The sequence below is a fragment of the Amycolatopsis sp. NBC_01286 genome (genome assembly GCF_035982555.1).
In the GTDB taxonomy this organism is placed as follows: Bacteria; Actinomycetota; Actinomycetes; order Mycobacteriales; family Pseudonocardiaceae; genus Amycolatopsis.
The window spans coordinates 124039-149946 of the sequence record NZ_CP108428.1 but is presented as its reverse complement, the minus strand read 5'-3'; the positions used below and the strand labels follow the sequence as shown (position 1 = coordinate 149946).

Here is a 25908-nt window from a genome sequence, read left to right as displayed (position 1 = left end):
GTCCGATGGACAGGGCCAAACCAGACCCGGCGGAAGGGACCATAACCGCGGGCTCCGACTTCCTGCAGCTCGACGTCCGGGCCGCGCCGCCGGGCGGCCTCGCGGACTGGCTCGCCGGGCAGCTGCGGGCCGCGGTCGCCGACGGCCGGCTCCCGGTCGGCGGCCGCCTCCCCGCGTCCCGGGTGCTGGCGGCCGAGCTGCGCGTGTCGCGGGGCGTGGTCACCGAGGCCTACCAGCGGCTCATCGACGACGGCCACGCGGCGGGCCGCGGCCGGGCGGGCACGGTCGTCGTCGCGGCGCCGGTGCTCGCGCCCGCGCCGGTGCGGCGGCCGGTACCCGCGAAGGTCATCACGGCGCTGCCGGGCGCCGACGTCTTCGACGAGGTCCGCGCGACCCCGGCCCGGATCGACCTCACGCCGGGCGTGCCGGACCTGACGGCGTTCCCGCGCGCGGCGTGGCTGCGGGCGGAGCGCGCGGTGCTGGACGAGCTGGAGCCGGCCCACTTCGGCTACGGCGACCCGCGCGGGGCGCCGGCGATGCGGCTGGCGGTGTCGCGCTGGCTGGCGCGCAGCCGCGGGATCCGCGCGGACCCGGGCGAGATCATCGTGGTGTCGGGGGTGGCGCAGGGCCTGACGCTGCTCGGCGAGGTGCTGCGGCAGCGGGGCGTCGACGAGATCGCCGTCGAGGACCCCGGCTCGCTCGGCGCGCGGCAGCACCTGCACCACAACGGCCTGGCGACCCCGCCGATCACGGTCGACGACGACGGCCTGCGCGTCGACGAGCTGCGGGCGAGCGGCGCGCGGGCGGTCCTGCTGACGCCGGCCCACCAGTTCCCGACGGGCGTGGTCCTGGGCGGCGAGCGCCGTCGCGAGCTGATGCGCTGGGCGGGCGAGGGCGGCCTGGTCGTCGAGGACGACTACGACGCCGAGCACCGCTACGACCGCGCGCCGGTGCCCGCGGTCCGGTCGATGCTGCCGGAGGTCTGCTACACGGGCAGCGTCTCGAAGCTGCTGGCCCCGGCCCTGCGCGTCGGCTGGCTGCTCCCGCCGCCGGCGTTGCGCGAGGACCTCGTCGCGGCCAAGCGGTTCGCCGACCTGGGCAACGCCGTGCTGGCCCAGCTGGTGCTGGCCCGGCTGATGGAGACCGGCGAGCTGGAACGCCAGCTGCGCTCGGTGCGGGCCCGCCACCGCCGTCGCCGCGACGCGATGATCCGCGCGGTGACGGCGTCGCTCCCGGCCGCGCGGGTGCACGGCGCGGCGGCGGGCCTGCACCTGACGATCACGTTCGAGCCGGGCTTCGACGACGTCGCGCTGGCGGCGGCCGCGCTGGCGGAGGGGGTCAAGGTCCAGCCGTTGTCGTGGCACCGGCAGCGGCCGGGGCGGCCGGGCCTGGTCATGGGCTACGCGGCCCGCACGGCAGGGGAGATCGCCGACGGCGTGGGCGTGCTGGGGCGGCTTCTCCGTTAGCGCGGGGTTACGGCGACGTCACTTCGCGGCGCCACTTTAAAGAGTCCACAAAGGATATTCATGACGATGTGATCATGCTCTCGCAGGCGATCCCTCGTGATGGTTGCCATACGCAAGCAAGTTGCTTAGCCTAGCTAAGGGACTTGCGAGTGGAAGGTTTGCACACAGTGGCGAAAAGCCGGACGTATTCGATCGAGGAACTGGGGCCTCGGTACAAGTGGATCGCGCTGTCCAACACGACGCTGGGCATGCTGATCGCCACGATCAACTCGTCGATCGTGCTCATCGCGCTGCCCGACATCTTCAAGGGCATCGGGATCAACCCCCTGGAACCCGCCAACACCAGCTACCTGCTGTGGATGATCATGGGCTTCCTCGTGGTCACCGCCGTGCTGGTGGTGAGCTTCGGGCGGCTCGGCGACATGTACGGCCGCGCCCGGATGTACAACCTGGGCTTCGCCGTCTTCACGGTTTCGTCCGTCATGCTGGCCATCACCTGGTTCGACGGTGACGCGGCCGCGCTGTGGCTGATCGGCTGGCGGATCGTGCAGGGCGTCGGCGGCGCCTTCCTGATGGCGAACTCCTCGGCGATCCTCACCGACGCCTTCCCGGCCAACCAGCGCGGCCTCGCGCTCGGCATGAACGGCGTCGCGGCCATCGCGGGCTCGTTCCTCGGCCTGGTCGTCGGCGGCGTGCTGGCCCCGATCGACTGGAACCTGATCTTCCTGGTCTCGGTGCCCTTCGGCGTGATCGGCACGATCTGGGCGTACCTCAAGCTGCACGACACCGGCGTCCGCAAGCACGCGCGGATGGACTGGTGGGGCAACATCACCTTCGCCGTCGGCCTGATCTCGGTGCTGGTCGGCATCACCTACGGCATCCAGCCCTACGGCACCTCGGCGACCGGCTGGGGCAGCCCGATGGTGCTCTCGTGCCTGATCGGCGGCGTCGCGGTGCTGATCGGTTTCGTGGTCATCGAGACCAAGGTCGACAACCCGCTGTTCCGGCTCTCGCTGTTCAAGATCCGGTCGTTCACCTGGGGCAACATCGCGAACCTGACGGCATCGCTCGGCCGCGGTGGGCTCCAGTTCATCCTGATCATCTGGCTGCAGGGCATCTGGCTCCCGCAGCACGGCTACACGTTCGAGCAGACGCCGTTGTGGGCGGGCATCTACATGCTGCCGATGACGGTCGGGTTCCTGCTGGCCGCGCCGACGTCGGGCATCCTCGCCGACCGGATCGGCAGCCGCATGCTGGCCTCCACCGGCCTGGCGATCACGGCGCTGACGTTCCTGCTGCTGATCATCCTGCCGGTGAACTTCGACTACTGGGCGTTCGCCGCGATCCTGCTGATCAACGGCATCGGCATGGGCATGTTCTCCTCGCCCAACCGCGCCGAGGTGATGAACAGCCTCCCGGCCGACTCCCGCGGTTCGGGCGCCGGGATGATGACGACGTTCCAGAACGCGGCGATGGTCCTGTCGATCGGCTTCTTCTTCAGCCTGATCATCTCGGGCTTGTCGAGCAGCCTCCCGTCGACGATGCACGACGGCCTGATCGCCCACGGCGTCCCCGAGGCGGCGGCCACCCAGGTCGCACACCTCCCGGCGGTGGCGGTGCTGTTCGCGGCATTCCTGGGCTACAACCCGATCCAGCAGCTCCTGGGCGGCCAGCTGTCGTCCTTGCCGCCGGACCAGGCCCAGTTCCTCACGGGCCGCAGCTTCTTCCCCAACCTGATCTCGGGCCCGTTCCAGTCGGGCTTGGCGGTGGCGTTCGGTTTCGCCATCGTGGTCTGCCTGATCGGCGCGGTGGCATCGCTGCTGACGAAGGACACGAAGAAGCCGAAGGGCCAGTCGGTGGGCGAGGAACTGGCCGCGGTGGCCGGCGAGTCGGGCACCGGCCCGAGCGAACTGGTGGCACCGGCCGTCGAGCGCTGAGCCACACCCGAAGGGCCGGGTGTCACCGATCGGTGACACCCGGCCCTTTGCTGTGCCCGACGTGAGAAGTAGGCCGAACGGCGCAACTGCAAAAGAACGAGTAACGGGTTCGTCAGAAGATCGATGTGAAGATCGAACGGCTCGCGGGAGGGCGAGCTCGTCATCGCGCGGCGCGTTGAATCGCGCCCAGGGGAGGAACGCTGCCGGTCCCGGCCGACCGGCGCCGCTCATGCTTTCACGATCACCGGCTGCCCTCGGGCGGTGGGGCGATCGATGCTGCCCAAACGCTTTCACGATCTTCAGACGAGGGAAGTCCATGCGCCAGAGACGGTCCGTCCCAAGACCCGTGGTCCTGTGTTCCGCGTTCACCATCGCGTTCGGTGCGACGGTGGCCGTGGCCGGGACGAACGTGGCCACCGCCGCCGACACGATCACCTGCCGCGCCAACGCCGCGGTCTTCTACACGCTCCCCGACACCCACCTGGACCTCGACCGGCACAACGAGCCCGAGACCGGCGCCACCTCCTGGACAGGTCGGACGACGATCGGCAACACGTGGACGGGCAAGACCCTCACCGGCACCGACGGCCGGATCTACTCCATCCTCGACAACGGTGACGTCAACAGGCAGCGCCGGCTGGCCACCGGCTGGGAGAACGGCGGGGTCAGCCAGAAGATCGCCACCGGCTGGTTCGGCGTCACGCTGGCTTCCCAGCGCAACCGGATCACCGTCGACTCGACGGGCGACTTCTACTGGACGCACGACAACATCCTCGCCTGGATGCGCTACGACGAGACGGCCAAGACCTGGACCAACCGCCTGATCGACACCGGCTGGACGGCCGCCAAGTACGACCTGATCGTCGGCGCGGGCGCCGGGGTGTTCTACGCCCGCACGCCCGCCGGCGACCTCTACCGGTTCCAGTACGACCCGGCCAGCCAGCGGTGGCTCGAGTACGCGCGGCTGGTGGGCAGCGGCGGCTGGCAGAACTTCGCCCAGATCGCCTCCGCGGGCGGCGACGTGCTCTACGCGCTCGACAAGAGCAACGGCCAGATCAAGTGGTACCGCTACCTCGGCGCCGGCAGCTGGACGGGCCCGAAGGTGGTCGGCACGATCGGCACGGACTACCAGCTGAGCGTCACGACCGACGACTGCAAGCTGGTCGATCCCGGCCTTCCGGTCCGCCCGGCCGTGCCGAACGGTGCCGACGCGCCCAGCGCGGTGATCGAAGGGGCCGGCGGAAAACTGCAGCACTTCTACGTCGACGGTTTCGGCCGGCTCGTCCACGGCCGGCAGCGGTCCGGTGACATCACTGTCGTCGACTTCGCCGTCGTGCCGGGTTACCAGCAGTACACCGGTACCCCGAGTGCCCTGCGGCTCGCGGACGACAGCCTGACCGTGACGGCGCTCGGGCAGGACAGCGAGACGCGGAACAGCACCCAGGCCCCGGCCACCACCACCTGGGCGACCGCGAGCGGGTTCGGTGGCTGGACCCCCGGACCGGCCGTGCTGGTGCAGCGTTCCGGCGTCGGCAGCGCGTTCGCCGTCGACGGGGCGGGACGGCTGATGGTCCGCCCCCAGGACCCGGCGAGCAAGCAGTACCTGCCGTGGCGCGTCCTGCCGTCGTCCGGGCTGACCGCGGACCTGACCGCGGTCGTCCAGCCGGACGGGATCGACCTCGTCGCCAGGACCACGGGAGGGTCCTACACCAAGGCCATCTACGTCGACGGGACCTTGAGCTCCTGGATCCCGGTGCCGGGCACCGGCTGGACCGGGAAGCTCGCCGCGACCGCGAACCCCGATCAGAACCTCGAGGCCTTCGCCGTCCAGCCGGACGGCGTCGTCGTCAACCAGCGCGAGCAGGCCGCGGGCTTCACCGGGACCTGGAAGCCGCTCGCGGGAGTCACCGCGCAGGGGTCACCCGCCGCCGCGGTCGACACGGGCGGTGTCGTGCACGTGGCCGTCCGGGCGACGGACGGCTTCGTCTACGTGACAGAGCAGAAGGCACCGGGCAGCACCGGGTACAAGGATTGGCAGCGGCTGGTGGACTCCCGGACCGGAGCGGCCTACCAGTCCGCGACGGATCCGTCCTTCGTCGCTCTCTCCGGCGGCGGTGTGGTGGTGACCTACCGCGACAGCGACGGCGTCACCTACGCCTACGGCTCGGGTGCCCCGGCAGCGGCCGCGCGCAGTGCGCGCACGGCGCCGGATTCGACGACGTTCAGCGGCGGTCCGCTGCCCAAGCCGTCCTTCTGACGGATCCCCGTACGGGGCGGGTGTGACGCGGTTCGCGGCACCCGCCCCGGCCGGGTGCTGCTCCTTTGCCGTGCTGTGGTTCGACCGACGAGGGCGGGTTTCCCATGTTTTCTCCCCGACGCAAGTCCGGGCACGCGAGCCGGGCCGCGTTGCTGGTCCTCGTCGTCGCGTTGACGGCGGGAGTGGTCGGACCGTCGATCCCGGACGGCCCGGGCGCGGACACGGACGCGGACCTGCTGCGGCAGGCGATGGCGCTCGCCCCGCAGCAGCCTGCGGGCACCGCGGGGGAGCAGGGCGACGAAGCGGGCGGCAAGGCCAACGCTGCCGCGCCGAAGTCGCTGCAGTCGAAGTACCCGGCCGTCGCCGCCGGCGCGGAGAACGTCCGCGCGAACGCGGTCCGGGTCGGGAACGCACCCGTCCACGGGACGGGGTTCGACGAAAAGACCAGCAAGGAGCTCCCGGACCGGCGCACGGCGACCGACCGGACCTTCGCCAACACCGACGGGACCCTCACCACCGAGTTCGGCCAGGAGCCGATCAACTACCGCGCGGCCGACGGCGCCTACCAGCCGATCGATCCGACCGTCGTGCCGAACGACGGGGGAGCCGGGTGGCGCAACGCGGCCGACGCCGAGCGGCTCGTCTTCGCGCCGGACGCCGCTTCGGACCAGGTCGTCGGGGTCGGCCTCGACGACGGACACCAGTTCGGGTTCGGTGTCGCCGGCGCCACGCCCGCGGCCGGTGTGGCGTCCGGCAGCCGGATCGTCTACCCGGGGGTGCGCGCCGGGGCCGACCTGCGCCTCGACGTGGTGCCCGGCGGCGTCAAGGAAACGCTGGTCCTGAACTCGCCCCAGGCGCCGGCCGCGTGGGAGTTCCCGTTGCGGTTGAGGGGACTCCGGCCGTCGCTCGTGGACGGGCGGATCGCGCTCTCGGACGCCGAAGGGCACGAGCGCGCCCGGATCCCCGCCGGGTTCATGACCGATGCCCGCCGTGATCCCGCGACCGGTGAGCCCGCTCGTTCCGAGGGGGTGGTCTACCGGCTCCTGGAACGGGACGGCGGGTTCGTGCTGCGCGTCGAACTGGACGCGAACTGGCTGGCCGATCCGGCCCGGGCCTACCCGGTCGAGGTCGACCCCAGCGTGGAGACGACCGCGTCGGACGGCGGCGCGGTGTTCCAGAACGGCTCCCGTCTCGACGGATCGACCGAGCTCAAGATCGGGACGACCGGCGCGCTGAAAGCCGCCAGCTACCTGTCCTTCGGCGGTGTGGAGAACCGGCTCCGCAACCACAAGATCCTCGGCGCCCAGCTCACGCTGAAGAGCACCTGGTCCTGGTCCTGCCAGCCGCGGCCGGTGACCGTGCACGGCGTCACCGCCCCGTGGACGAGCGCGTCCGGTTTCCCCGGCCCCGCCTACGGTCCCGCGCTGGCTCAGGAATCCTTCGCGCACGGGTACATCGCGCTCTCCCAGCACGCTTCGAGCTGTCCGTCGGCGACCGAGCTGATCCCGCTGGGCACGGGCGGCCGCGACCTCGTGCAGCGCTGGGTGACCGGTGCGCAGCCCAACTACGGCCTCGCCGTCCGTGCTTCGGAGACGGATCCCTACGGCTGGAAGAAGTTCACCGGGAACCGGACCGCGAACCCGCCCCGGCTGTTCGTCACGCACACGCCCTACGACGCCGAATACCGCGTCGACAACGGGGTTCCCACGCCGCCCGTGACCCGGACCCAGGCCGGCAAGGTCAAGATCACCGTCACCAACCGGGGCGCGGACACCTGGACGGCGGCGGACTACGCGCTCGGCTACCGCGCGTTCACTGCCGCCGGTGCGCCGGTGGGTGCGCTCGAAGCGGCTTCGCTGCCGCGGGACGTCCCGCGTGGCGACTCGGTGACGCTCGACGCGACCATCAAGGCCATCGAGCCGGGTAACTACCTCTTCGACTTCAGCATGCTGCGCCGTGGCGGCGCGTGGTTCACCGACGAGCAGATCCCGCCGACGCGGCTGTCGATGACGGTGTTCGACGTTCCCCCGATCGTCAAGGCGCAGTACCCGCCGAACGGTTACTCGGCGCCCACCCTCACCCCGCAGCTCTGGGCCGACGCGGTGGACGTCGACGCGCCGGTCTCGTCGAACCTGAAGTACCGCTTCGAGGTCTGCGAGAACTACGTCACCAAGCCGGACGGCACCCTGTCCGGAGTGTCCTGTGTGGACTCGGGTTACGTGGCCAAACGGACGTGGACCGTCCTGGTCGGCGCGTTGCGCTGGAGCAAGGACTACCAGTGGCGGGTCTTCGCCTTCGACGGGAACGCCGAGAGCGAGAAACTGACCCCCAGCCACCTCCTGACGGCGGTCCCGCAGCCGGAGATCACGTCCCACCTCGCGAACGCGCCCTACAGCGGTGCGCAGCAGGACTTCGACCCGCAGACCGGAAACTACTTCTCCAGTGCGGTCGACGCGGCACTGCAGGTGACCGGGCCGGAGCTGACCGTCGCCCGCACGTACAACAGTCTCGACCCGCGCACCGACCTGACGTTCGGCGCGGGCTGGTCGACGCGGTACGACATGCGGGTCGTGCCCGACAACGACGGCTCGGGCAACGTCGTGGTGACCTACCCGGACGGCCAGCAGGTGCGGTTCGGCCGCAACAGCGACGGCACCTTCGCACCGCCTCCGGGCCGTCAGGCGAACTTCCGGATCGAGGTCGAGGCCGCGGGCGGCGGCTGGGTGCTGACCGACAAGGCCTCCACCCTCTACCGGTTCCGTCCCGACGGCCGGCTCATCGACATCTACGACCAGGCCGGCCACCACGTCGAACTCGACTACGGCACCCCGGAGCACCTCCGGCGGGCGATCAGCCGGACGAGCGACCGGATCCTGTACTTCAAGTGGACCGGGAACCACGTCACGTCCGTCAGCACCGACCCGATCGACGGCAAGCAGCTCACCTGGACCTACTCCTACGACGGTGACCGGCTGACGAAGGTCTGCGACCCCGACAACGGGTGCACGGGTTACGGCTACACCCCGGCCTCGCACTACCGCAGCTCCGTCGTCGACGCCCGCCCGTCGTCCTACTGGCGGTTCGCGGAGACGTCCGGCACCACGGCCGGCAGCGAGAACGGGCTCAAGCTCGGCAAGGACGCCGGAACCTACAAGGACGTCGTCCTCGGGCAGCCGGGGCCGCTGGCCGGCACCGGGACCGCGGCGACGTTCAACGGCACGTCGTCCGTGGTGACCCTGCCTGACGGCCTGGTGCGCAAGAACCGCGACCTCGCGGTCGAGATGTGGTTCAAGACCGCGTCGGGCGGTCCGCTGTTCGGCTACCAGAAGGCGCCGATCAGCGGCACGCCCACGAGCGCCGTGCCCGTGCTCTACGTCGGCACGGACGGCAAGCTGCGCGGGCAGTTCTGGAACGGCACCGCGGCACCGATCACGTCGGCCACCACGGTGAACGACAACGCCTGGCACCACGTCGTGCTCTCCGGCGCGCTCGCCACCCAGACGCTGTACCTCGACGGGCAGGCCGTGGGCAGCGCCCAGGGCGAGATCGCGCACGACGACGTCGTCTACGACCAGATCGGTGCCGCGTACACCGTCCCGCCGTCGGCCTGGCCCGGCTGGGGCACGGACCCGCGCCGCTTCTTCTCCGGCCAGATCGCCGAGGCGGCGTTCTACGAGTACGCCGTCGGGCCGACGACCGCCGCGGCACACTTCCAGGCGCGGGCGGCGGCCGGTTCGCTCGCGAAGATCACCCTGCCCAGCGGCCGGATCGCCGCTCAACTGAGCTACGACACCGCAGCCGACCGGCTCACCGAAGTCGTCGACCGTAACGGCGGGCACTGGCGTCTCGGCCGTCCGGTCGTCACAGGCACCGAAACCAACCTCATCCGCACGACTCAGGTCAGCGATCCCGGGAACCGGCCGCACTTCTACGACTACGACCCCGTGCGCGGCCGGATCCTGCGCTACGTCGCGCCGTTGGGTCAGGGCATCCGCCCGGAGGACCGGCGGGACGGCGACGGGAACCCGCTTCCCCCGGACAACCCGACCTGTGACCCCTCGGTCCCGCAGAACCCCGGCGACCCGTCGTACTGCGGCGGGCCGGTCGGCGGCGACGGCACGTGGGTCGGCGGGCCGGTCAACGGCCAGGGCGTGCGGACCTACGACTACGACGACAAGGGCTTCCAGACCACCATCGGCGACGAGCTCGGCAACGTCGTGGTCCTGACCAACGACGAGCGGGGCAACGTCGTCGCGCGCAAGACGTGCCGCGTCGCGCCCGGCGACTGCCAGACGGCGTACTACAGCTACTACCTCAACGCGGCCGACGTCACCGACGCCCGCAACGACAAGCTGCTGTCCTCTTCGGACGCGCGCTCGGCGAACGCGGCCGATCCGGCGTACGCGACGACGTACACCTACACGGACGTGGGCGTCCGCGGTCTGCTGCTGACGGAGACCACCCCCGACGGCGCGGTCACCCGCCACCAGCACGCGGACGGAACCGAAGCGGCGGTGGGCGGCGGCAACGTCCCGGCCGGCTTGCTCCTGCAGACGACCGACCCGCGCAACGGCGTCACGAGCTACTCCTACTACCGCAACGGCGATCTCGCGAAGGTCGTCGACCCAGCGGGCTTGACGACCTCGTACACCTACGACGTCTTCGGTCGCAAGAAGACGGAGACGCGCAGCAGCGCCTCCGATCCGGCCGGCGCGACGACGACCTACGCCTACGACGCCCGGTCGCACCAGACCGTGGCCACGAGTCCCGGTGCGGTCAACTCCGTCACCGGCGTCACGCACACCGCGCAGACGCTCACCGGCTACGACGCCGACGGCGATGTCGTGCGGACCGAAAACCGCGACCTGACCGGCGGCGACACCGCACGGGTCACGACCACCGAATACGACGACTTCGGCAGGCCGAACCGGGTCGTCGACGCCGAAGGCGGGGTGACCTCGTCCGGCTACGACGGCTTCGGAAACCGCACGTGGATGGTCGACGCCGGCGGCAACAAGTACGAATACGGCTACACGGCGCGCAACGCACTGGCCGAAGTACGGCTGCGGGCGTGGAACGGCCAGGCCACCGATCCCTCGACCGGCGGCGGTGACACGGACGGCGGCGGTGACACGACGTCGGCCCCGACCTTGGTGCTCGCCTCCTACGCGTACGACCTCGCCGGCCGGCGGGTCCGCGAGACCGACTCGATGGGCCGCACCACCCGCTACCAGTACTTCGGTGACGGAAAGATCTGGAAGGTGATCGCCCACGACCTGCGCGATCCCTTCAACCCGGCGGCGCCCAAGCGTGATGTCACGCTCCAGGAGTACGCCTACGACGCCGCGGGGCAGAAGACCAAGCTGACCGAGCCCGGCGGTCGCGTCACGACGTTCGAATACGACGCTTCGGGGCGCGGCACGGCGCAGACCGTCGATCCCGCGGGCCTGGCGAACCGGACGGAGTGGACCTACGGCCCGGGCGGCGACGTCCTCAAGACCGTCCACACCGGACAGAGTTCGAACAGCACCCGGCTCGATCTGGGCAACCGCGAGACGATCGAGTACGGCTACGACGTCGCCGGCCGCCAGACCAGCCAGTCCGTCGTCAAGAGCGCGACCGAGAAGCTGACCACGACCTACCGGTACGACGAGCGCGGACTCACCACCTCGGTCACGTCACCGCGCGGCAACGCCCGCGACGCCGATCCGGTCGCGTTCACGACGGATCTGACGTACGACAAGCTGGGACAGCTGACCCGGACCACCCAGCCACTCGTCGCCACCGAGTCCGGGGGAGCGGCCGCGGCCGCGGTGCGCCCCCAGGTCCTCAGCGGCTACGACAGCTTCGGTGAGCAGACCGAGACCCGCGACCCGAACGGCAACGTCGGGACCGTGACCTACGACCGGGCCGGCCGGGTCGTCAAGACGGCGTCACCGGACTACCGGAAGCCGGGCGAGACCACCGCGGCGAAGGTCGCGACGGTCAACCAGTACGACGCGCTCGGCAACGTCCTGAGCGTGACCGGCCCGGACGGCGTCGTCACCCGCTACCGGTACGACCAGCTCAACCGGCCCGTGGAGCGCGTCGATCCCGATCCGGCGGCGGGCGGCCAGGCCGGCGGGGTGTGGCAGTACGGCTACACGACCGAAGGCGAGCTGCTTTCGACCACGGACCCGACCGGTTCCCGGGTGGAAGCCACCTACGACGACCTCGGTCGTCAGGCGACCGCGACCCGGCTGGAACGGCGTCCGGCCCCGGCGGCGTACACCACGAAGCTTCGGTACGACGACGCCGGGAACCTCCTCTCGTCGACGTCGCCGACCGGTGACCTGACCAAGAACGAATACGACGTGCTCGGGCAGCTGACCACCACCACGGATCCGGCGGGTGTGGTCTCGCGCTTCGGCTACGACTTCGCCGGGCACCAGGTGCGGCAGTCCGACGGCCACGGCCGGACCGGCTACGTGAGCTACGACCCGGCGGGCCGGGCGACCGGTTTCTACAGCCTGGCCCCGGACGAGCACGTCCTGCGCAAGAGTGCGCTCGGGTACGACGCCGACGGCAACAAGGTGTCCGCGACCGACGCGCTCAACCGCACCACCCGGTTCGACTACGACTCCCGCGGCCTCCTGGTCCGGCAGCAGGAGCCGGTCACCGACACGTCGTCGATCACGACGTCGTTCGGCTACGACCCGGCCGGGAACCGGACCCGGTCGACCGACGGCCGCGGCAACGCCACTATCCAGACGTATAACGTGCTGGGCCTGCCCGAGTCGGCGATCGAACCGGCCACCGCGGCCCACCCGGCCGCGGCCGACCGCACCTGGACGACGTCGTACGACCCCACTGGCCGGCCGGTACGCATCCAGGCTCCTGGCGGCGTGGTCCGCCAGCGGACCTTCGACGCGCTCGGCCGGCTCACACTGGAGACGGGGACCGGAGCCGCGCAGCCGACGCCGGATCGCGTCCAGCGGTTCGACTCGGCCGGCCGCTTGCTGGCGGTGAACGCGCCCAACGGCGAGAAGACGTTCACCTACGACGACCGTGGTGACCTGCTGACCAGCAGCGGGCCGCTGTCGGGCACTTCGACGTACGCCTACGACGGGGCGGGCCGGCTCACCCAGCGCGTCGACGGCGCGGGCACGGCGACGTTCGGCTACGTCAAGGGCAGGCTCTCGACCCAGCAGGACGGCCTGACCGGGGTCAAGCAGACGCTCGGCTACGACGACGCGGGCAACGTCGGCTCGATCGACTACGGCGCCGGCCACGTCCGCACCTACGGTTACGACGACTTCGGCCGCCAGACCGGAGACGAGCTCAAGGGCACCGGCGGCGTGTCGCTCGCCGCCATGGCCTACAGCTACGACCTGGACGACCGCCTCACCGGCAAGAAGACATCGGGAGTCGCCGGCGCCGGGGACAACTCCTACGGCTATGACCAAGCGGGCCGCCTGACGTCGTGGACCGCCGGCACCCAGACGACCGGGTACGGGTGGGACGCGTCGGGCAACCGAGTCAGTGCGGGCGGCCGCACGGCCACGTTCGACGAGCGCAACCGCCAGCTGACCGACGGCACCGACACGTTGACGTGGAGCGCGCGGGGAACGTTGGACGCGCGCACCGGCCCGGCGGGAACGGTGACGTCCGGCTTCGACGCCTTCGACCGGGCGGTGAAGCAGGGCTCGGTCACGTACGCGTATGACAGTCTGGACCGGGCGTCGTCGCGCAACGACCAGACGTTGACCTACGACGGTCCCAGCCTGGACCTGACTTCGGACGGCACGTCGAACTTCGCCCGGGGTACGCAGGGTGACCTGCAGGCCCAGAGCACCGGCGGGGCGTCGCAGGTCGCGATCACCGACCAGCACTCCGACGTCGTCGGCGGTCTCGCTCCCTCGGGCGCACTGACCGGCTCGGCGAGCTTCGACCCGTTCGGCGCGAAGGTGGCCCAGTCGGGCGCGACGTCACCGTTGGGCTTCCAGTCGGACTACACGGACCCGGCCACGGGCGCGGTAGACATGGGCGCCCGCTGGTACTCACCGGGTACGGGGACGTTCGGCGCCCGGGACGGCGTATCGCTCCCAGACCTTCCCTCAGCAGCCGCGAACCGCTTCACCTACGGCAACGCGAGCCCGGTCAACGGGATCGACCGGGACGGTCATTCGACGGACACTCTGACACCTCCTGGCGTGGGGACCACCACTTCCGGACGGGGAGTGAGCAAGGGCATCGGTGGGCTACTGGGCCTCGTTTTCGGTGGGGCGCGCTCCACCGGATCTGTGGGCTGGGACACGTACAACACGATCGCCGGTTACGTCCCGTGGGGATGGCTGTTCCAGGTTCAGTCCAGGGGCGGATCGCCCCAGCCGGGCCGGATCGGTTACTACACCGATTTCTCGAGTGACCGCGGCTGGAACCCGTCTTGGCGCCCGGGTCCTGCAACGCAACCCGGCAACCCGCCCGGGCCCGGCGCTTGCCAGGTGTGTGCGCCACCACCTCCCGGGGGCTGCTGGTGCCCGCCTCCGCCTCCGCCCCCACCGCCGGGCATCCAGGCACGGATCGACCAGAACGAGAAGGCCCGCAACGTCGCCGACCCCATCCCGGACGGCGCCCAGAACCCGTACTTCGGCGGGGGCGGAGTCTCGTCGGACCCCAACCTGCCGGCGAGCATGGTGGCAGGCCTCCTCGGCGGCCTGCAAGACCTGGTCAACATCTACCAGGGCTTCCTCAACCAGATCCTGGACCCGAAGAACCCGGTGGTCCACGACGTGGATCCGCCGATCCCGTCCCCGTTGCTGCCCGCGCAGGCTTCGGCTTGGGATAACTGCGGCGGCGGTGTCCTGCGGGACGACTTCAACGGCGGGACCCGGAGAACGGGATTCGGCTGCGACAGCGGCGAGTCACTTGCCGACGTCCGCGACGGGCGGTCGTCTTCTCGGGATTCGAACGGATTCCGGTTGCCCAACGACCGATTTCCGCCCGACCAACGTGTCTTGGCTGCCATGAAACAGCAGCCGATCAACGTCTGCGGGTTCGACTGCTCCGAGATATCGGAAAACCTGCTCGTTGCGGCAGGTCGAGAAGGAAAGATCATCGCGTTCAAGGGAAAGGGAGATCTTCTCCTGGTCCCGGAGGGTTCGAGTACGGTCGAGTATACTTTCCACCATGTGTACACTGACGGTAAGTATGCTTACGACCCGCGTCTGAGCATGAACGCGATTCCGTGGGGAGACTACGTGCGGAAATTGAAGTCTCTTAATGACGGCTTGCGGTGGGGAAGCCCGGGATTCGCGGGGCAGTTCTCATGATTGATTCGAGTTCGATCCTGGAGACACTTTCGGCTCGCGGGGCGGTTGCCTGGGCGCGGATCTCCGTGGGCGTTGACCCTGTGGACGGCTTCGTTCGGCCACCGTTCGTGGTCTGGAGGTACGGCGATCCACCTGCTGGCCTTGGTGATCGGTTGAATGGGGTTGTAGCGGGGTTCGGAGGGTCTTTTGAATGGCGCTTGGACACGGTTTCGCGAAATTGGACCCTGGATCCGAACTTTGTGCGATCGGGCTTGCGGGACGCCGATCCGCAAGACGTCGAGGCATTGACTCGGATCAAGAAAACGTCTCAGCGATCCTGCCTTGCCGCAACCGAAGAACTGGGTGCGCTCATTAAAGAACTCGCCGACGGCGGATGACTGCGTCGACCTACCGGCCGAGCGAAGCCCGCTGGATCTTCACCGGCTTGGCCGGTGCGCCGTCCAGCGGCCCGTTCGGATCCGTCGGGATGATGCCGTCCGCCACCATGTGGTCGATCGCCGACATTCCGCTCACCACGTGACCCAGCACCGAGTAATTCGCCGGGATGTTCGCGAACGAATGCACGATGAAGAACTCCGACCCGTTCGTCCCGGGTCCCTGGTTCCCCATGGCGATCGTCCCGCGCGGGTACGTCTCCGCGCCGGTCACCTCGTCCGGGAACTTGTACCCCGGGCCGCCCTTTTCCACTTCGTAGATGTCGCCGCACTGCAGGACGCCCAGCCGGGCCGAGTTCGACAGGCGCCAGCACTGGGAATGGTCGTAGAACCGCTGCAAGACCAGGGATGCCATGTTGTGGACCGCGCACGGGGCTGCACCCGCGCGGTCCAGGCGGACCGTCACCGGGCCGTAGTTGAAGCGGAACGTGACGTCGACCGTTCCGCGCGTCAACGCGAACGGCAGCGGCCGGATCACCGGACGGGCCGCCGGGTTCGCGGGCGTCGGCGTGAACTGGCACGGGACCACGATCGAGGACGCCGAGGCCGGGACGGCCGGCGCCACCAGCAGGGCACCCAGGACACCGACGAGAGCCAAACCCCAGCGCAGCTTCATGGGCCGGGAGGTTAGCGGGTCACCAACTACTTGCGCCAGGCCGTGCGGCGCTTGCGGATGTCGAGGACCAGCAGCAGGACGAGGAACGCCGCCAGGCCGACCAGCCAGACGTTCTCGGTGTTGTTCTCGTGGTTGCCCTTGATCATCACGAGCAGGATGACCGCGCTGACCCAGCCGGCGATCCGGGTGCCCTTCGGGAAGGAGCCGTGCCAGCCCCAGGCCGCGGACGGCTCGTCGCGGGGGTCGACCTCGGGCCGCTTCTCGACCGCCTTGCCTGCCACGATGAACTCCCTCAAGACCCATGAACCACGTACCCCGCGATGATCCCACACCTCCGCGTGCGCCGCGGACACGGCCCGCATGGCTTGTGTCTCCCGGTCGCGAGGCGATCGCGGCGGACGTCCGGGCGTGCGGAGGCCGCGGCTCCGGCGGCGAGGGGCCTCCGCGCACGCGGGCTGCGCGACCCGCCGGGACGGTCCGCACGGCCAGGGAACCTCCGCGTGCGCCGCGGACACGGCCCGCGCGACAATGGCCCGCGATGACTACCTCGCGAAGCGTCCTCGTGCTCGGCTCGACCGGGTCCATCGGAGTGCAGGCCCTCGACGTCGCGGCGCGCAACCCGCACCTGTTCCGGGTGGCCGGGATCGCCGCGGGCGGTGCCGATCCCGCGGCCCTCGCCGCGCAGGCGCTCGCGCACGGCGTCGAGGCCGTCGCGGTGACCAAGGCCACGGCCGCCGAAGACCTGCAGCTCGCGCTGTACGCCGAAGCGCAGAAGCGCGGCTACTCCCGGGGCGACTTCAAGCTCCCGCGGCTCTTCGCCGGTTCCGACGCCGTCACCGAGCTGATCGACGCCGTGAAGGTCGACACCGTCCTCAACGCGCTCCCCGGCTCCCGCGGCCTCGAACCGACCCTCAAAGCGCTCGCCACCGGCGCCACCCTCGCGCTGGCCAACAAGGAGTCGCTCATCGCCGGCGGGCCGCTCGTGCTCGCGGCGGCCAAGCCCGGGCAGCTCGTGCCGGTCGACTCCGAGCACTCGGCCATCGCGCAGGCGCTGCGCGCGGGGCACAAGAACGAGGTCGCGCGGCTCGTGCTCACCGCGTCCGGGGGGCCGTTCCGCGGCCGCAAGCGGGCCGATCTCGCCGACGTCACCGTCGAGCAAGCGATGGCCCACCCGACCTGGTCGATGGGCCCGCTGATCACCATCAACTCGGCCACCCTGGTCAACAAGGGCCTCGAACTGATCGAAGCCGCGCTGCTGTTCGACGTCCCGCCGGAGAAGATCGACGTCACCGTGCACCCGCAGTCGATCGTGCACTCGATGGTGACCTTCACCGACGGCTCGACGATCGCCCAGGCCAGCCCGCCCGACATGCGGCTGCCGATCGCGCTCGCGCTGCACTGGCCCGACCGGGTGCCCGACGCCGCCGCCGCGTGCGCCTGGGACACGGCCGCGACCTGGACGTTCGAGCCGCTGGACGACGAGGCCTTCCCGGCCGTCGAGCTGGCCCGGCACTGCGGCACCGTCGGCGGCTGCCTGCCCGCCGTCTACAACGCCGCGAACGAGGAGCTCGTCGCCGCCTTCCTGGCGCAGAACACCCGCTTCACGTCGATAGTGGACACTGTTTCCGAGGTGGTGGGAGCCGCCGACGAATGGCGTCGCGAACCTCGCGACGTCGAGGAAGTTCTCGCGGCCGAGCGCTGGGCTCGCGCCCGGGCCGGTTCGATCATCGAGGGGAAGTAGCGGGTGCTCGCCTACATCATCGGTGTGGTGCTCTTCGCGCTGGGGATCTGCATCTCCGTCGCACTGCACGAAGCCGGTCACATGGTCACCGCGAAGGCCTTCGGCATGAAGGTCCGCCGGTACTTCGTGGGCTTCGGGCCCACGGTGTTCTCCTGGCGCCGCGGGGAGACCGAATACGGCCTGAAGTGGATCCCGCTCGGCGGGTTCTGCGACATCGCGGGCATGACGGCGCTCGACGAGGTCACGCCGGACGAGGCGCCGCGCGCGATGTGGCGGTTCAAGACCTGGAAGCGCACCGTCGTGATGTGCGCCGGGTCGATCACGCACTTCATCCTCGGCTTCGTGGTGCTCTACCTGATGGCCGTCACGATGGGGCTGCCGAACCTGACCGCCGCCGACCCGTCGCCGGTGCTGGCCTCGACGTCCTGCGCGCGGTCGGCGACGACCGAAGAGCAGGCCAAGGACACCACCTGCCCGCCGGGGGCGCTGCGCCCGGCGCAGGCGGCCGGCCTGCTGGCCGGCGACAAGATCCTCTCGGTCGGCGGCAAACCGGTCGCGAGCTGGACGGAGATGCTCGCAGCCGTGCAGGCCACCAGCGGCCCGACCGAGTTCGACGTCGTCCGCAACGGGCAGAACCTGGCGCTCGTGGTCGACGTGCCGAAGGTGCAGCGATGGAGCAGCGCGGGCGTCCGCGAGGTCGGCATGATCGGCGCGTCGCCGGTGACGCCCGCGATCACCACGCAGTACGGCCCGGTCGCCGCGGTCGGCGCCACGTTCGGCTTCACCGGCACGATGTTCGCCGAGACGGCGCAGCGGCTCGTCCAGTTCCCCGAGCGCATCCCCGCCGTCGTCTCCGCGATCTTCGGCGGCGAACGCGACCCGAACACCCCGGTCAGCGTCGTCGGCGCGAGCCGGATCGGCGGCGAGGCCGTCGAGCAGGGCATCTGGGTGCTGTTCTTCTTCCTGCTGGCCAGCCTCAACTTCTTCATCGGCGTGTTCAACCTGCTGCCGCTGCTCCCGCTGGACGGCGGGCACATCGCGGTGGTCTGGTACGAGCGGATCCGCGACTGGATCCGCGGCCTGCGGGGCAAGGCCGCGGGCGGTCCGGTGGACTACACGAAGCTGTCCGGGCTCACGATGGTCCTGGTCCTCATCGGCGGCGCGGTGACGCTACTCACGGTGACGGCCGACATCGTCAATCCGATTCGCTTGCAGTAACGCCACGCCACGGAGGGGTCGCGGCCCCTCCGTGGCGTGGCACACACGCCGTAATGCTGCTCACCGTGACGGTTGACATGGTGCGGGTGGCCCACTCGGGGTAGGTACGCTGAAGACCGTGACCGTCGCACTCGGTATGCCCGCCCTGCCCCCGCCCGTCCTCTCCGAGCGCCGCAAGACCCGCCAGCTCCAGGTGGGCTCGGTCGGTGTGGGGAGCGACTTCCCGATCTCCGTCCAGTCGATGACGACGACACTCACCTCCGACGTCAACGCGACCCTGCAGCAGATCGCCGAGCTCACGGCGGCGGGCTGCGACATCGTCCGCGTCGCCTGCCCGTCGGCCGACGACGCCGAGGCGCTGCCCGCGATCGCGCGCAAGTCGCAGATCCCCGTCATCGCCGACATCCACTTCCAGCCGAAGTACGTCTTCGCCGCGATCGAGGCCGGCTGCGCCGCGGTGCGCGTGAACCCGGGCAACATCCGGAAGTTCGACGACCAGGTCAAGGAGATCGCGCAGGCCGCGAAGGACCACGGCACCCCGATCCGGATCGGCGTCAACGCCGGCTCGCTCGACAAGCGGATCATGGACAAGTACGGCAAGGCGACGCCGGAAGCGCTGGCCGAGTCGGCGCTGTGGGAGGCGTCGCTGTTCGCCGAGCACGACTTCCACGACATCAAGATCTCGGTCAAGCACAACGACCCGGTCGTCATGGTCCGCGCCTACGAGCTGCTCGCCGAGCAGTGCGACTACCCGCTGCACCTCGGCGTCACCGAGGCCGGCCCGGCGTTCCAGGGCACCATCAAGTCGGCCGTCGCGTTCGGCGCGCTGCTGCGGCAGGGGATCGGCGACACGATCCGCGTTTCGCTGTCCGCGCCGCCGGTCGAAGAGGTCAAGGTCGGCATCCAGATCCTGCAGTCGCTGAACCTCAAGCAGCGCAAGCTGGAGATCGTGTCGTGCCCGTCGTGCGGGCGCGCGCAGGTCGACGTCTACACGCTCGCCGAGCAGGTCACGGCCGGGCTCGAGGGCATGGAGATCCCGCTGCGCGTGGCCGTCATGGGCTGCGTCGTCAACGGTCCGGGCGAGGCCCGCGAGGCCGACCTGGGCGTGGCGTCGGGCAACGGCAAGGGCCAGATCTTCGTGAAGGGCGAGGTCATCAAGACCGTGCCGGAGCACGCGATCGTGGAGACGCTGATCGAGGAGGCCATGCGCATCGCCGAAGAGGCGGGCGAAGGCCTCGGCGAGGGTGCCCCGGTCGTCACCGCCGGCTGAGGGCGCTCACCCCTGCAGGTGGTGCTGGGCGGCGTCGCGGATCTGCAGGCGGACGTTCTCCAGCGCCGCCGCGACCTCGTCGATCTGCTGGGACGCCAGCTGGATCGAGCCCTGGATCGAGCCCTGGATCGCGGTCGCGGTCGACGTCTCCCCGAGCAGGCCCATGACCTGGGCCTGCAGGTCTTCGAGGTCGCTCTTCGTCGCGAGCGCGATGCCGGTGGGCACCTGGTCGGCGAGCAGTTCCAGCTGCTGCGCCTGCTCTTGGATCGTCATCGGTGGTTCCTTCCGCGGTGGGGGACGCACCTCCGTGTTAGCAGAAACCGGAACTGTCGGTGGTGACGTTTACGCTGGCGTCCGTGAGCGTGGGCTGGGCCGTCGGCGAGCCGCACCCGGTGGTGCGGCCCCTGGTCACGCGCTACATCGGGTACGCGCAGGACGACGTGACGCTGGCCGTGCACCGCGGCCTGCCGTCCCGGTACGTGACGCTCGTCATCAGCCTGGCCGCGCCCGTCCGGATGGCCGGGCACCGGCTGCAGGCCCTGGTCGGCGGGCTGCACACGAGCGCGGTGCTGATCGAGCAGGACCGCACGCAGGAGGGCCTCCAGCTCGAGCTCGACCCGCTGGGCGTGCGCACCCTGCTCGGCGTGACAGCGGCCGAGCTGAGCGGTGCCGTCGTGGACCTGGCCGAGTTCGGCCTCGGCGACCTCCCGGAGCGGCTGCGGGAGCGGCCGACGTGGCCCGAGCGGTTCGCCCTGCTCGACGACGTCCTGGCGGCGCGGGCGGTGGACCCGCGCCGGCCGCCGCCCGAGCTGGGGGAGGCGTGGCGCCGGATGCGCGGCGCCGACGGCCGGGTCCGCGTCGCGGACCTCGCCGGTGAGGTCGGCTGGAGCCGGCGGCACCTGGGCGAGCGCTTCCGGGCGGAGCTGGGGCTGGCACCGAAGCAGGCGGCGCGCGTGCTGCGGTTCGAGCGGGCCGGGCGGCTGCTGCGTGGCGGCCACTCCGACCTGGCCGCGCTCGCCGTCGAATGCGGCTTCTACGACCAGGCGCACCTGAGCAACGAGTGGCGGGCGCTGGCCGGGTGCACCCCGGGCACGTGGATCGCCGAGGAGCTCCCGTTCCTCCAAGACGGGGAGGCCGCCGCCGGGCAAGACTCACCGGCATGACTCCCGCACCGAACGTCTGGCCGGCCCTGCGTTACGACGACGCCCCGGCCGCGGTCCGTTTCCTCGTCGACGTCCTGGGCTTCACCGAGACGCTGGTGGTACCCGACGGCGACCTCGTCGCCCACGCCGAGCTGCGCTGGCCCGAGGGCGGCGCCGTGATGCTGGGCAGCGTCCGGCCACCCGACGGCGTCCACGACGCCATGAAGCCCGGCACCGGCGCGGTCTACGTCGTGTCGGACCACGTGGACGACATCCACACGAAGGCGAAGGCCGCCGGCGCCGAGATCACCGCCGAGCTGACGGACACGGACTACGGCTCGCACACGTTCAGCCTGCGCGACCCGGAGGGCAACGCCTGGACATTCGGCACCTACCGCGGCGCACCCTGACCAACCCGGCCGCGTTCGTGACGGCGGGCTGAATCCCCTGGCCGCGCCATGGCTGCCTGGCCGAACCCGGCCGCGCCCACGGCGGCCGGTCGAACCCGGCCTACCGGGCCTGATCCGCGGCGCGGCGATCAGGCGCGGCCGCCTTGGCCGCGCCCGCACCGCCGCTGCCCTACTGGACGGGGCGCTCGAAGGTGACCAGCAGGCCTTCGACCCCGCCCGGGCCGACGCGGCCCTTGACCTCGGCCGACGTGATGGCCTTGAGCTGCCAGCCGTCCCCGGCGTGGTCGTTGAGCAGCTTCTCGAGCTTGTCCCCGGACATCTTGCCGCCCAGGAGCTTCTCGCGGACCTCGACGACCTTGTACGCGTAGCGCTGCATGTCTTCGATTCTGCCCGGTTCGCCGGACACCGGCTGTTCATCTGAGCGTGTCGAGAGGCTCGCGTTCCGTTTCGGCTGTTCATCTGGCACCCTGGAGTCCGTGTTGCGGCTTGCAGGTGCACGGCTGCTCGATGATCGGGACTATCCGGCGGTCCGTGGGGCGCTCGCCGCCGACCCGGTGGGCAGCTGCATGGTCAGTGCCAGGGTGGAGGCCGCGGGCCTCGATCCCTGGCGGCTCGGTGGTGAGCTCTGGGCCGCCGACAACCGCCCGGTGCGCGCCGGGCGGCTCCAAGGGCTGTGCTTCTCCGGTCCCAACCTGATCCCCCTGCGCGGCAACGCGCCCGCGTTGCGCTCCTTCGCCGACCGCGCGCTGCGCCGGCAGCGCACCTGCTCGTCGCTGGTCGGCCCGGCCGAGCAGGTCCTCGGCCTGTGGGACGAGCTGGCCGACGAGTGGGGCCCGGCCCGCGAAGTCCGTGACGACCAGCCGCTGATGGCGCTCGACACGCTGCCGCTCATCAAAGCCGACCCGGGGGTCCGCGCGGTCCGCCCGGACGAGATCGAGCGCTACCTGCCCGCGGCCGTCGCGATGTTCATCGAAGAGGTCGGCGTCGACCCGCGCAGCGGCGACGGCGGCGCCAGCTACCGCGCCCGCGTCACCGAGCTGATCGGCGCCGGGCGCGCGTTCGCCCGGTTCGAGCACGGCGAGGTCGTGTTCAAGGCCGAGATCGGCGCGATGTCGGCGTCCGTCGGCCAGATCCAGGGCGTCTGGGTGCACCCGGAACGCCGGGGTGACGGCCTGGGCACCGCGGGTACGGCCGCCGTGGTGAACCGGCTCGTGCGCGGCCTCGGCCGCACCGCGAGCCTCTACGTCAACGGCTACAACAAACCCGCCCTCGCGGCCTACCGCAAGGTCGGCTTCCAGCAGGTCGGCCAGTACGCGACGGTGCTGTTCTAGCACTCTTCCGTGGCGGCGTTTCAGCCCCGCCGCACCGCCCTGACCAGGGCATCATCCGGCCATGAGTGCACGTCGAAGCGGTGCCGTGCTCGCGGTGCTGCTGCTCGCCGCCTCGACCGCGGCCGGCTGTTCGGGCGACGGCCCCGAGGACGCCCTCTCCGCGTTCCTCGACGCCGTCGCGTCCGGGGACATCGCCGCCGCCGCGGCGGGCACCGACTCACCGGACGCGGCGAAGACCGTGCTGACGCAGGTCCGCGGGGCCCTCGACCCGGAGTCCCTGGACGTCGAGGACGAAGAGGTGAAGGAGCCGGCGGACGGCGACACCGTCACGGCCGGCTACCAGCTCACCTGGCACCTCCCGCACGGCCGCACCTGGACCTACCGCGCCGACGCCCAGCTGCGCGCGGCCGAGAACGGCTGGCAGGTGCACTGGCAGCCGACGGTCGTGCACCCGCAGCTCGCGGTCGGCCAGACCCTCGGCGTGCTGCCGCAGCTGCCGGAGACGGCGCCGGTGCTCGACCGCGACGGCGTGCCGCTGATGCGCCCGCAGACCGTGATCGGCGTGGTCGTCGACCCGGCGAAGACCGGCGACGCGGGCGCGGTGGCCAAGTCGCTCGCCGCCGCGCTGCACCGGTACGAGCCGTCGGTGACCGGTCGCTCGCTGCTGGACGGGATGGGCAAGACCAAGCCCGGCGCCACGTTCCCGGTGATCACCCTGCGCGCCGGCGACTACCAGCGCGTCAAGCCGGTGATCTACGACCTGCCCGGTGTCCGGTTCGCCAGCCAGGAACGGCTGCTGCCGGTGACGCGCGGGTCCGGGACGCAGGTGCTGCCGGCCATCCGCACGCTGGTCGAGCAGGACCTGGCCGGGGCGGCGGGCTGGCGGATCGTCACCCAGGACGTCACCGGCGGCGAGGTGTCCGAGCTGCGGGCCGAGCCGCCGAAGCCCGGGCCCGCGATCACCAGCACGCTCAGCGCGCGGATCCAGGACGCCGCCGAGAAGGCCCTCGTACCGGCCGAGTACCCGGCCGCGCTGGTGGCGATCCAGCCGTCGAGCGGGGACATCCTGGCCGTGGCGCAGAACGAGGCGGCCGACGCCGAAGGCTCGCTGGCGCTGTCCGGGCGTTACCCGCCGGGCTCGACGTTCAAGATCATCACCGCCGCGGCCGCGCTGGCGGACGGCGACGTCGAGGCCGGCAGTCCGGTCGACTGCCCCGGAACCACGACGGTCGAGAACCGCGTCGTGCCGAACGAAGGCCGCTTCGACCTGGGCCGGGTCTCGTTGAAGACGGCGTTCGCGAAGTCCTGCAACACCACCTTCGCCCGGCTCGCGGCCGGGCTCCCGGGGTCGGCGCTGACCGACACGGCGAAGTCGTTCGGCATCGGCGCCGACTTCGTCGTCCCGGGCCTGACCACGGTCACCGGCGCGGTCCCGGCCACCGACTCCGCCGTCCAGCGCGCGGAGAACGGCTTCGGCCAGGGGACGGTGGTGACCAGCCCGTTCGGCATGGCCCTGGTCGCGGCGACCGTGCAGGCCGGGAAGGTGCCGACGCCGTCGCTGGTGATGGGACGCCCGGCGACCACCCAGAACGTCGGTGACGCGCCGTCGGACGACGTCCTCGACGCGCTGCGCGGGATGATGCGCGAGGTCGTCACGTCGGGGACGGCGACCGGCCTGCGGGACATCCCCGACGTCGCGGGCAAGACCGGCACCGCCCAGTTCGGCGACGGCTCCCGCTCCCACGGCTGGTTCGTCGGCTACCGCGGCGACCTGGCGTTCGCGGTGCTGCTGACCGAGGCGGGGTCCTCCAAACCGGCGGTTCAGGCGGCACACCGGTTCCTGGCGGCGATCGGCTGACGCGGCCGTCGTAAGGTGGAGGCATGTCCGTTCGTGCCCCCCTGGTTCCCGGCGTCCAGACGCCGCGCCGTGACGTCCCCGCTTCCATCGCCCGTCCCGAATACGTGGACAAGCCGGCACCGAAGCGGGACACCGGCAACGGCGTGCGCACGCCCGAGGTGATCGAGGCGATGCGGATCGCGAGCCGGATCGCGGCGCAGGCGCTGGAGGAGGGCGGCAAGGCCGTCAAGCCGGGCGCGACCACCGACGACATCGACAAGGTGGTCCACGAGTACCTGCTCGACCACCACGCCTACCCCTCGACGCTGGGCTACCGCGGCTTCCCGAAGTCGTGCTGCACCTCGCTCAACGAGGTCATCTGCCACGGCATCCCGGACTCGACGGTGCTCGAGGACGGCGACATCTGCAACATCGACGTCACCGCCTTCATCGGCGGCGTGCACGGCGACACGAACGCGACGTTCCTGGCGGGTGACGTCTCCGAGGAGGTCCGCCTGCTGGTGGAGCGCACCCGCGAGGCGACGCTGCGCTCGATCAAGGCCGTCCGCCCGGGCCGCAGGCTCAACGTGATCGGCCGGGTCATCGAGGCGTACGCCAAGCGCTTCGGCTACGGCGTGGTCCGCGACTTCACCGGCCACGGCGTCGGCCCGTCGTTCCACACCGCGCCGACCGTGCTGCACTACGAGGAGCCCACGGTGGAGACGGTGATCGAGGAGGGCATGACCTTCACGATCGAGCCGATGATCACCCTCGGCACCATCGACTACGACATCTGGGCCGACGACTGGACCGTCACCACGAAGGACCGGAAGTGGACGGCCCAGTTCGAGCACACCCTCGTGGTGACGGCCGACGGCGCCGAGATCCTGACCCTGCCGTAGCCCTCGTGAGTGTTTAGGGCGGTTAGAACCGCCCTA

The 25908-nt window shown here is 70.9% G+C and carries 16 protein-coding genes; 12 read left to right on the top strand and 4 right to left on the bottom strand.

All coding sequences use genetic code 11. The features are described from left to right. Positions 1-5 precede the first annotated feature (5 nt). The 4 genes from pdxR to OG570_RS00635 all read left to right on the top strand — a co-directional run bounded on the left by pdxR (position 6) and on the right by OG570_RS00635 (position 14971). Positions 6-1466 carry a MocR-like pyridoxine biosynthesis transcription factor PdxR gene (pdxR, locus tag OG570_RS00650; protein ID WP_326955195.1) on the top strand — a complete coding sequence of 487 codons (1461 nt, stop codon included), beginning with the start codon at positions 6-8 and terminating at the stop codon, positions 1464-1466. A gap of 167 nt (positions 1467-1633) precedes the next feature. Next, the gene (locus tag OG570_RS00645; protein ID WP_326947219.1) at positions 1634-3403 is read left to right on the top strand and encodes an MFS transporter; all 1770 of its coding nucleotides are present in this window, start codon (positions 1634-1636) and stop codon (positions 3401-3403) included. 316 nt (positions 3404-3719) lie between these two features. After that, positions 3720-5660, top strand: coding sequence for a tachylectin-related carbohydrate-binding protein (locus OG570_RS00640; protein WP_326955194.1), 1941 nt, complete (start codon positions 3720-3722; stop codon positions 5658-5660). Between the two features lie 149 nt (positions 5661-5809). Beyond that, complete coding sequence (locus tag OG570_RS00635; RefSeq protein WP_326955193.1) at positions 5810-14971, top strand: DNRLRE domain-containing protein; 9162 nt, start codon at positions 5810-5812, stop codon at positions 14969-14971. A gap of 387 nt (positions 14972-15358) precedes the next feature. On the opposite strand, the gene OG570_RS00630 is transcribed toward OG570_RS00635, so the two are convergent. Together OG570_RS00630 and OG570_RS00625 are read right to left on the bottom strand one after the other, a co-directional pair. Then, positions 15359-16021 carry a peptidylprolyl isomerase gene (locus tag OG570_RS00630; RefSeq protein ID WP_326955192.1) on the bottom strand — a complete coding sequence of 221 codons (663 nt, stop codon included), beginning with the start codon at positions 16019-16021 and terminating at the stop codon, positions 15359-15361. Between the two features lie 26 nt (positions 16022-16047). Continuing rightward, a complete protein-coding gene (locus OG570_RS00625; RefSeq protein ID WP_247062457.1) occupies positions 16048-16302 on the bottom strand; it encodes a DUF2631 domain-containing protein in 255 nt (84 codons plus the stop codon). Between the two features lie 257 nt (positions 16303-16559). Between OG570_RS00625 and dxr the strand changes: the two genes are divergently transcribed. The 3 genes from dxr to ispG all read left to right on the top strand — a co-directional run bounded on the left by dxr (position 16560) and on the right by ispG (position 20250). Continuing rightward, the gene (gene dxr, locus OG570_RS00620) at positions 16560-17762 is read left to right on the top strand and encodes a 1-deoxy-D-xylulose-5-phosphate reductoisomerase (RefSeq protein ID WP_326955191.1); all 1203 of its coding nucleotides are present in this window, start codon (positions 16560-16562) and stop codon (positions 17760-17762) included. 3 nt (positions 17763-17765) lie between these two features. Next, positions 17766-18980: a M50 family metallopeptidase gene (locus OG570_RS00615; protein ID WP_247062460.1), complete on the top strand. Its 1215-nt coding sequence runs from the start codon at positions 17766-17768 to the stop codon at positions 18978-18980. Positions 18981-19098: 118 nt separating this feature from the next. After that, positions 19099-20250 carry a flavodoxin-dependent (E)-4-hydroxy-3-methylbut-2-enyl-diphosphate synthase gene (ispG, locus tag OG570_RS00610; protein WP_247062463.1) on the top strand — a complete coding sequence of 384 codons (1152 nt, stop codon included), beginning with the start codon at positions 19099-19101 and terminating at the stop codon, positions 20248-20250. A 6-nt stretch (positions 20251-20256) separates the two neighbouring features. Here ispG and OG570_RS00605 read toward each other — a convergent pair whose 3' ends face one another. Next, positions 20257-20523, bottom strand: coding sequence for a hypothetical protein (locus tag OG570_RS00605; RefSeq protein WP_326955190.1), 267 nt, complete (start codon positions 20521-20523; stop codon positions 20257-20259). Between the two features lie 83 nt (positions 20524-20606). Here OG570_RS00605 and OG570_RS00600 point away from each other — a divergent pair, with 83 nt between their 5' ends. Beyond that, on the top strand, positions 20607-21413 hold the full coding sequence (locus tag OG570_RS00600; protein ID WP_326955189.1) for a helix-turn-helix domain-containing protein: 807 nt from the start codon (positions 20607-20609) through the stop codon (positions 21411-21413). After that, a complete protein-coding gene (locus OG570_RS00595) occupies positions 21410-21802 on the top strand; it encodes a VOC family protein (RefSeq protein ID WP_326955188.1) in 393 nt (130 codons plus the stop codon). Before OG570_RS00600 ends, OG570_RS00595 begins: the two co-directional genes overlap by 4 nt. A gap of 169 nt (positions 21803-21971) precedes the next feature. On the opposite strand, the gene OG570_RS00590 is transcribed toward OG570_RS00595, so the two are convergent. Beyond that, positions 21972-22178 (bottom strand): DUF4177 domain-containing protein, encoded by a 207-nt coding sequence (locus tag OG570_RS00590; RefSeq protein WP_247062471.1) that lies wholly within the window; start codon positions 22176-22178, stop codon positions 21972-21974. Between the two features lie 100 nt (positions 22179-22278). Here OG570_RS00590 and OG570_RS00585 point away from each other — a divergent pair, with 100 nt between their 5' ends. The 3 genes from OG570_RS00585 to map all read left to right on the top strand — a co-directional run bounded on the left by OG570_RS00585 (position 22279) and on the right by map (position 25872). Continuing rightward, positions 22279-23133: a GNAT family N-acetyltransferase gene (locus OG570_RS00585; RefSeq protein WP_247062473.1), complete on the top strand. Its 855-nt coding sequence runs from the start codon at positions 22279-22281 to the stop codon at positions 23131-23133. Positions 23134-23194: 61 nt separating this feature from the next. Beyond that, entirely contained in the window at positions 23195-24991 is a 1797-nt protein-coding gene (locus tag OG570_RS00580; RefSeq protein ID WP_326955187.1) for a penicillin-binding transpeptidase domain-containing protein, read from the top strand. 23 nt (positions 24992-25014) lie between these two features. After that, positions 25015-25872: a type I methionyl aminopeptidase gene (gene map / locus OG570_RS00575; RefSeq protein ID WP_247062477.1), complete on the top strand. Its 858-nt coding sequence runs from the start codon at positions 25015-25017 to the stop codon at positions 25870-25872. Positions 25873-25908 lie beyond the last annotated feature (36 nt).

Bases quoted from the DNA above. Each gene is read 5' to 3' on its own strand.
- OG570_RS00640 (WP_326955194.1), top strand. From the start codon at position 3,720: ATGCGCCAGAGACGGTCCGTCCCAAGACCCGTGGTCCTGTGTTCCGCG.
- OG570_RS00630 (WP_326955192.1), bottom strand. From the start codon at position 16,021: ATGAAGCTGCGCTGGGGTTTGGCTCTCGTCGGTGTCCTGGGTGCCCTG.
- OG570_RS00605 (WP_326955190.1), bottom strand. From the start codon at position 20,523: ATGACGATCCAAGAGCAGGCGCAGCAGCTGGAACTGCTCGCCGACCAG.
- pdxR (WP_326955195.1), top strand. From the start codon at position 6: ATGGACAGGGCCAAACCAGACCCGGCGGAAGGGACCATAACCGCGGGC.
- dxr (WP_326955191.1), top strand. From the start codon at position 16,560: ATGACTACCTCGCGAAGCGTCCTCGTGCTCGGCTCGACCGGGTCCATC.
- OG570_RS00580 (WP_326955187.1), top strand. From the start codon at position 23,195: ATGAGTGCACGTCGAAGCGGTGCCGTGCTCGCGGTGCTGCTGCTCGCC.
- OG570_RS00590 (WP_247062471.1), bottom strand. From the start codon at position 22,178: ATGCAGCGCTACGCGTACAAGGTCGTCGAGGTCCGCGAGAAGCTCCTG.
- map (WP_247062477.1), top strand. From the start codon at position 25,015: ATGTCCGTTCGTGCCCCCCTGGTTCCCGGCGTCCAGACGCCGCGCCGT.
- OG570_RS00595 (WP_326955188.1), top strand. From the start codon at position 21,410: ATGACTCCCGCACCGAACGTCTGGCCGGCCCTGCGTTACGACGACGCC.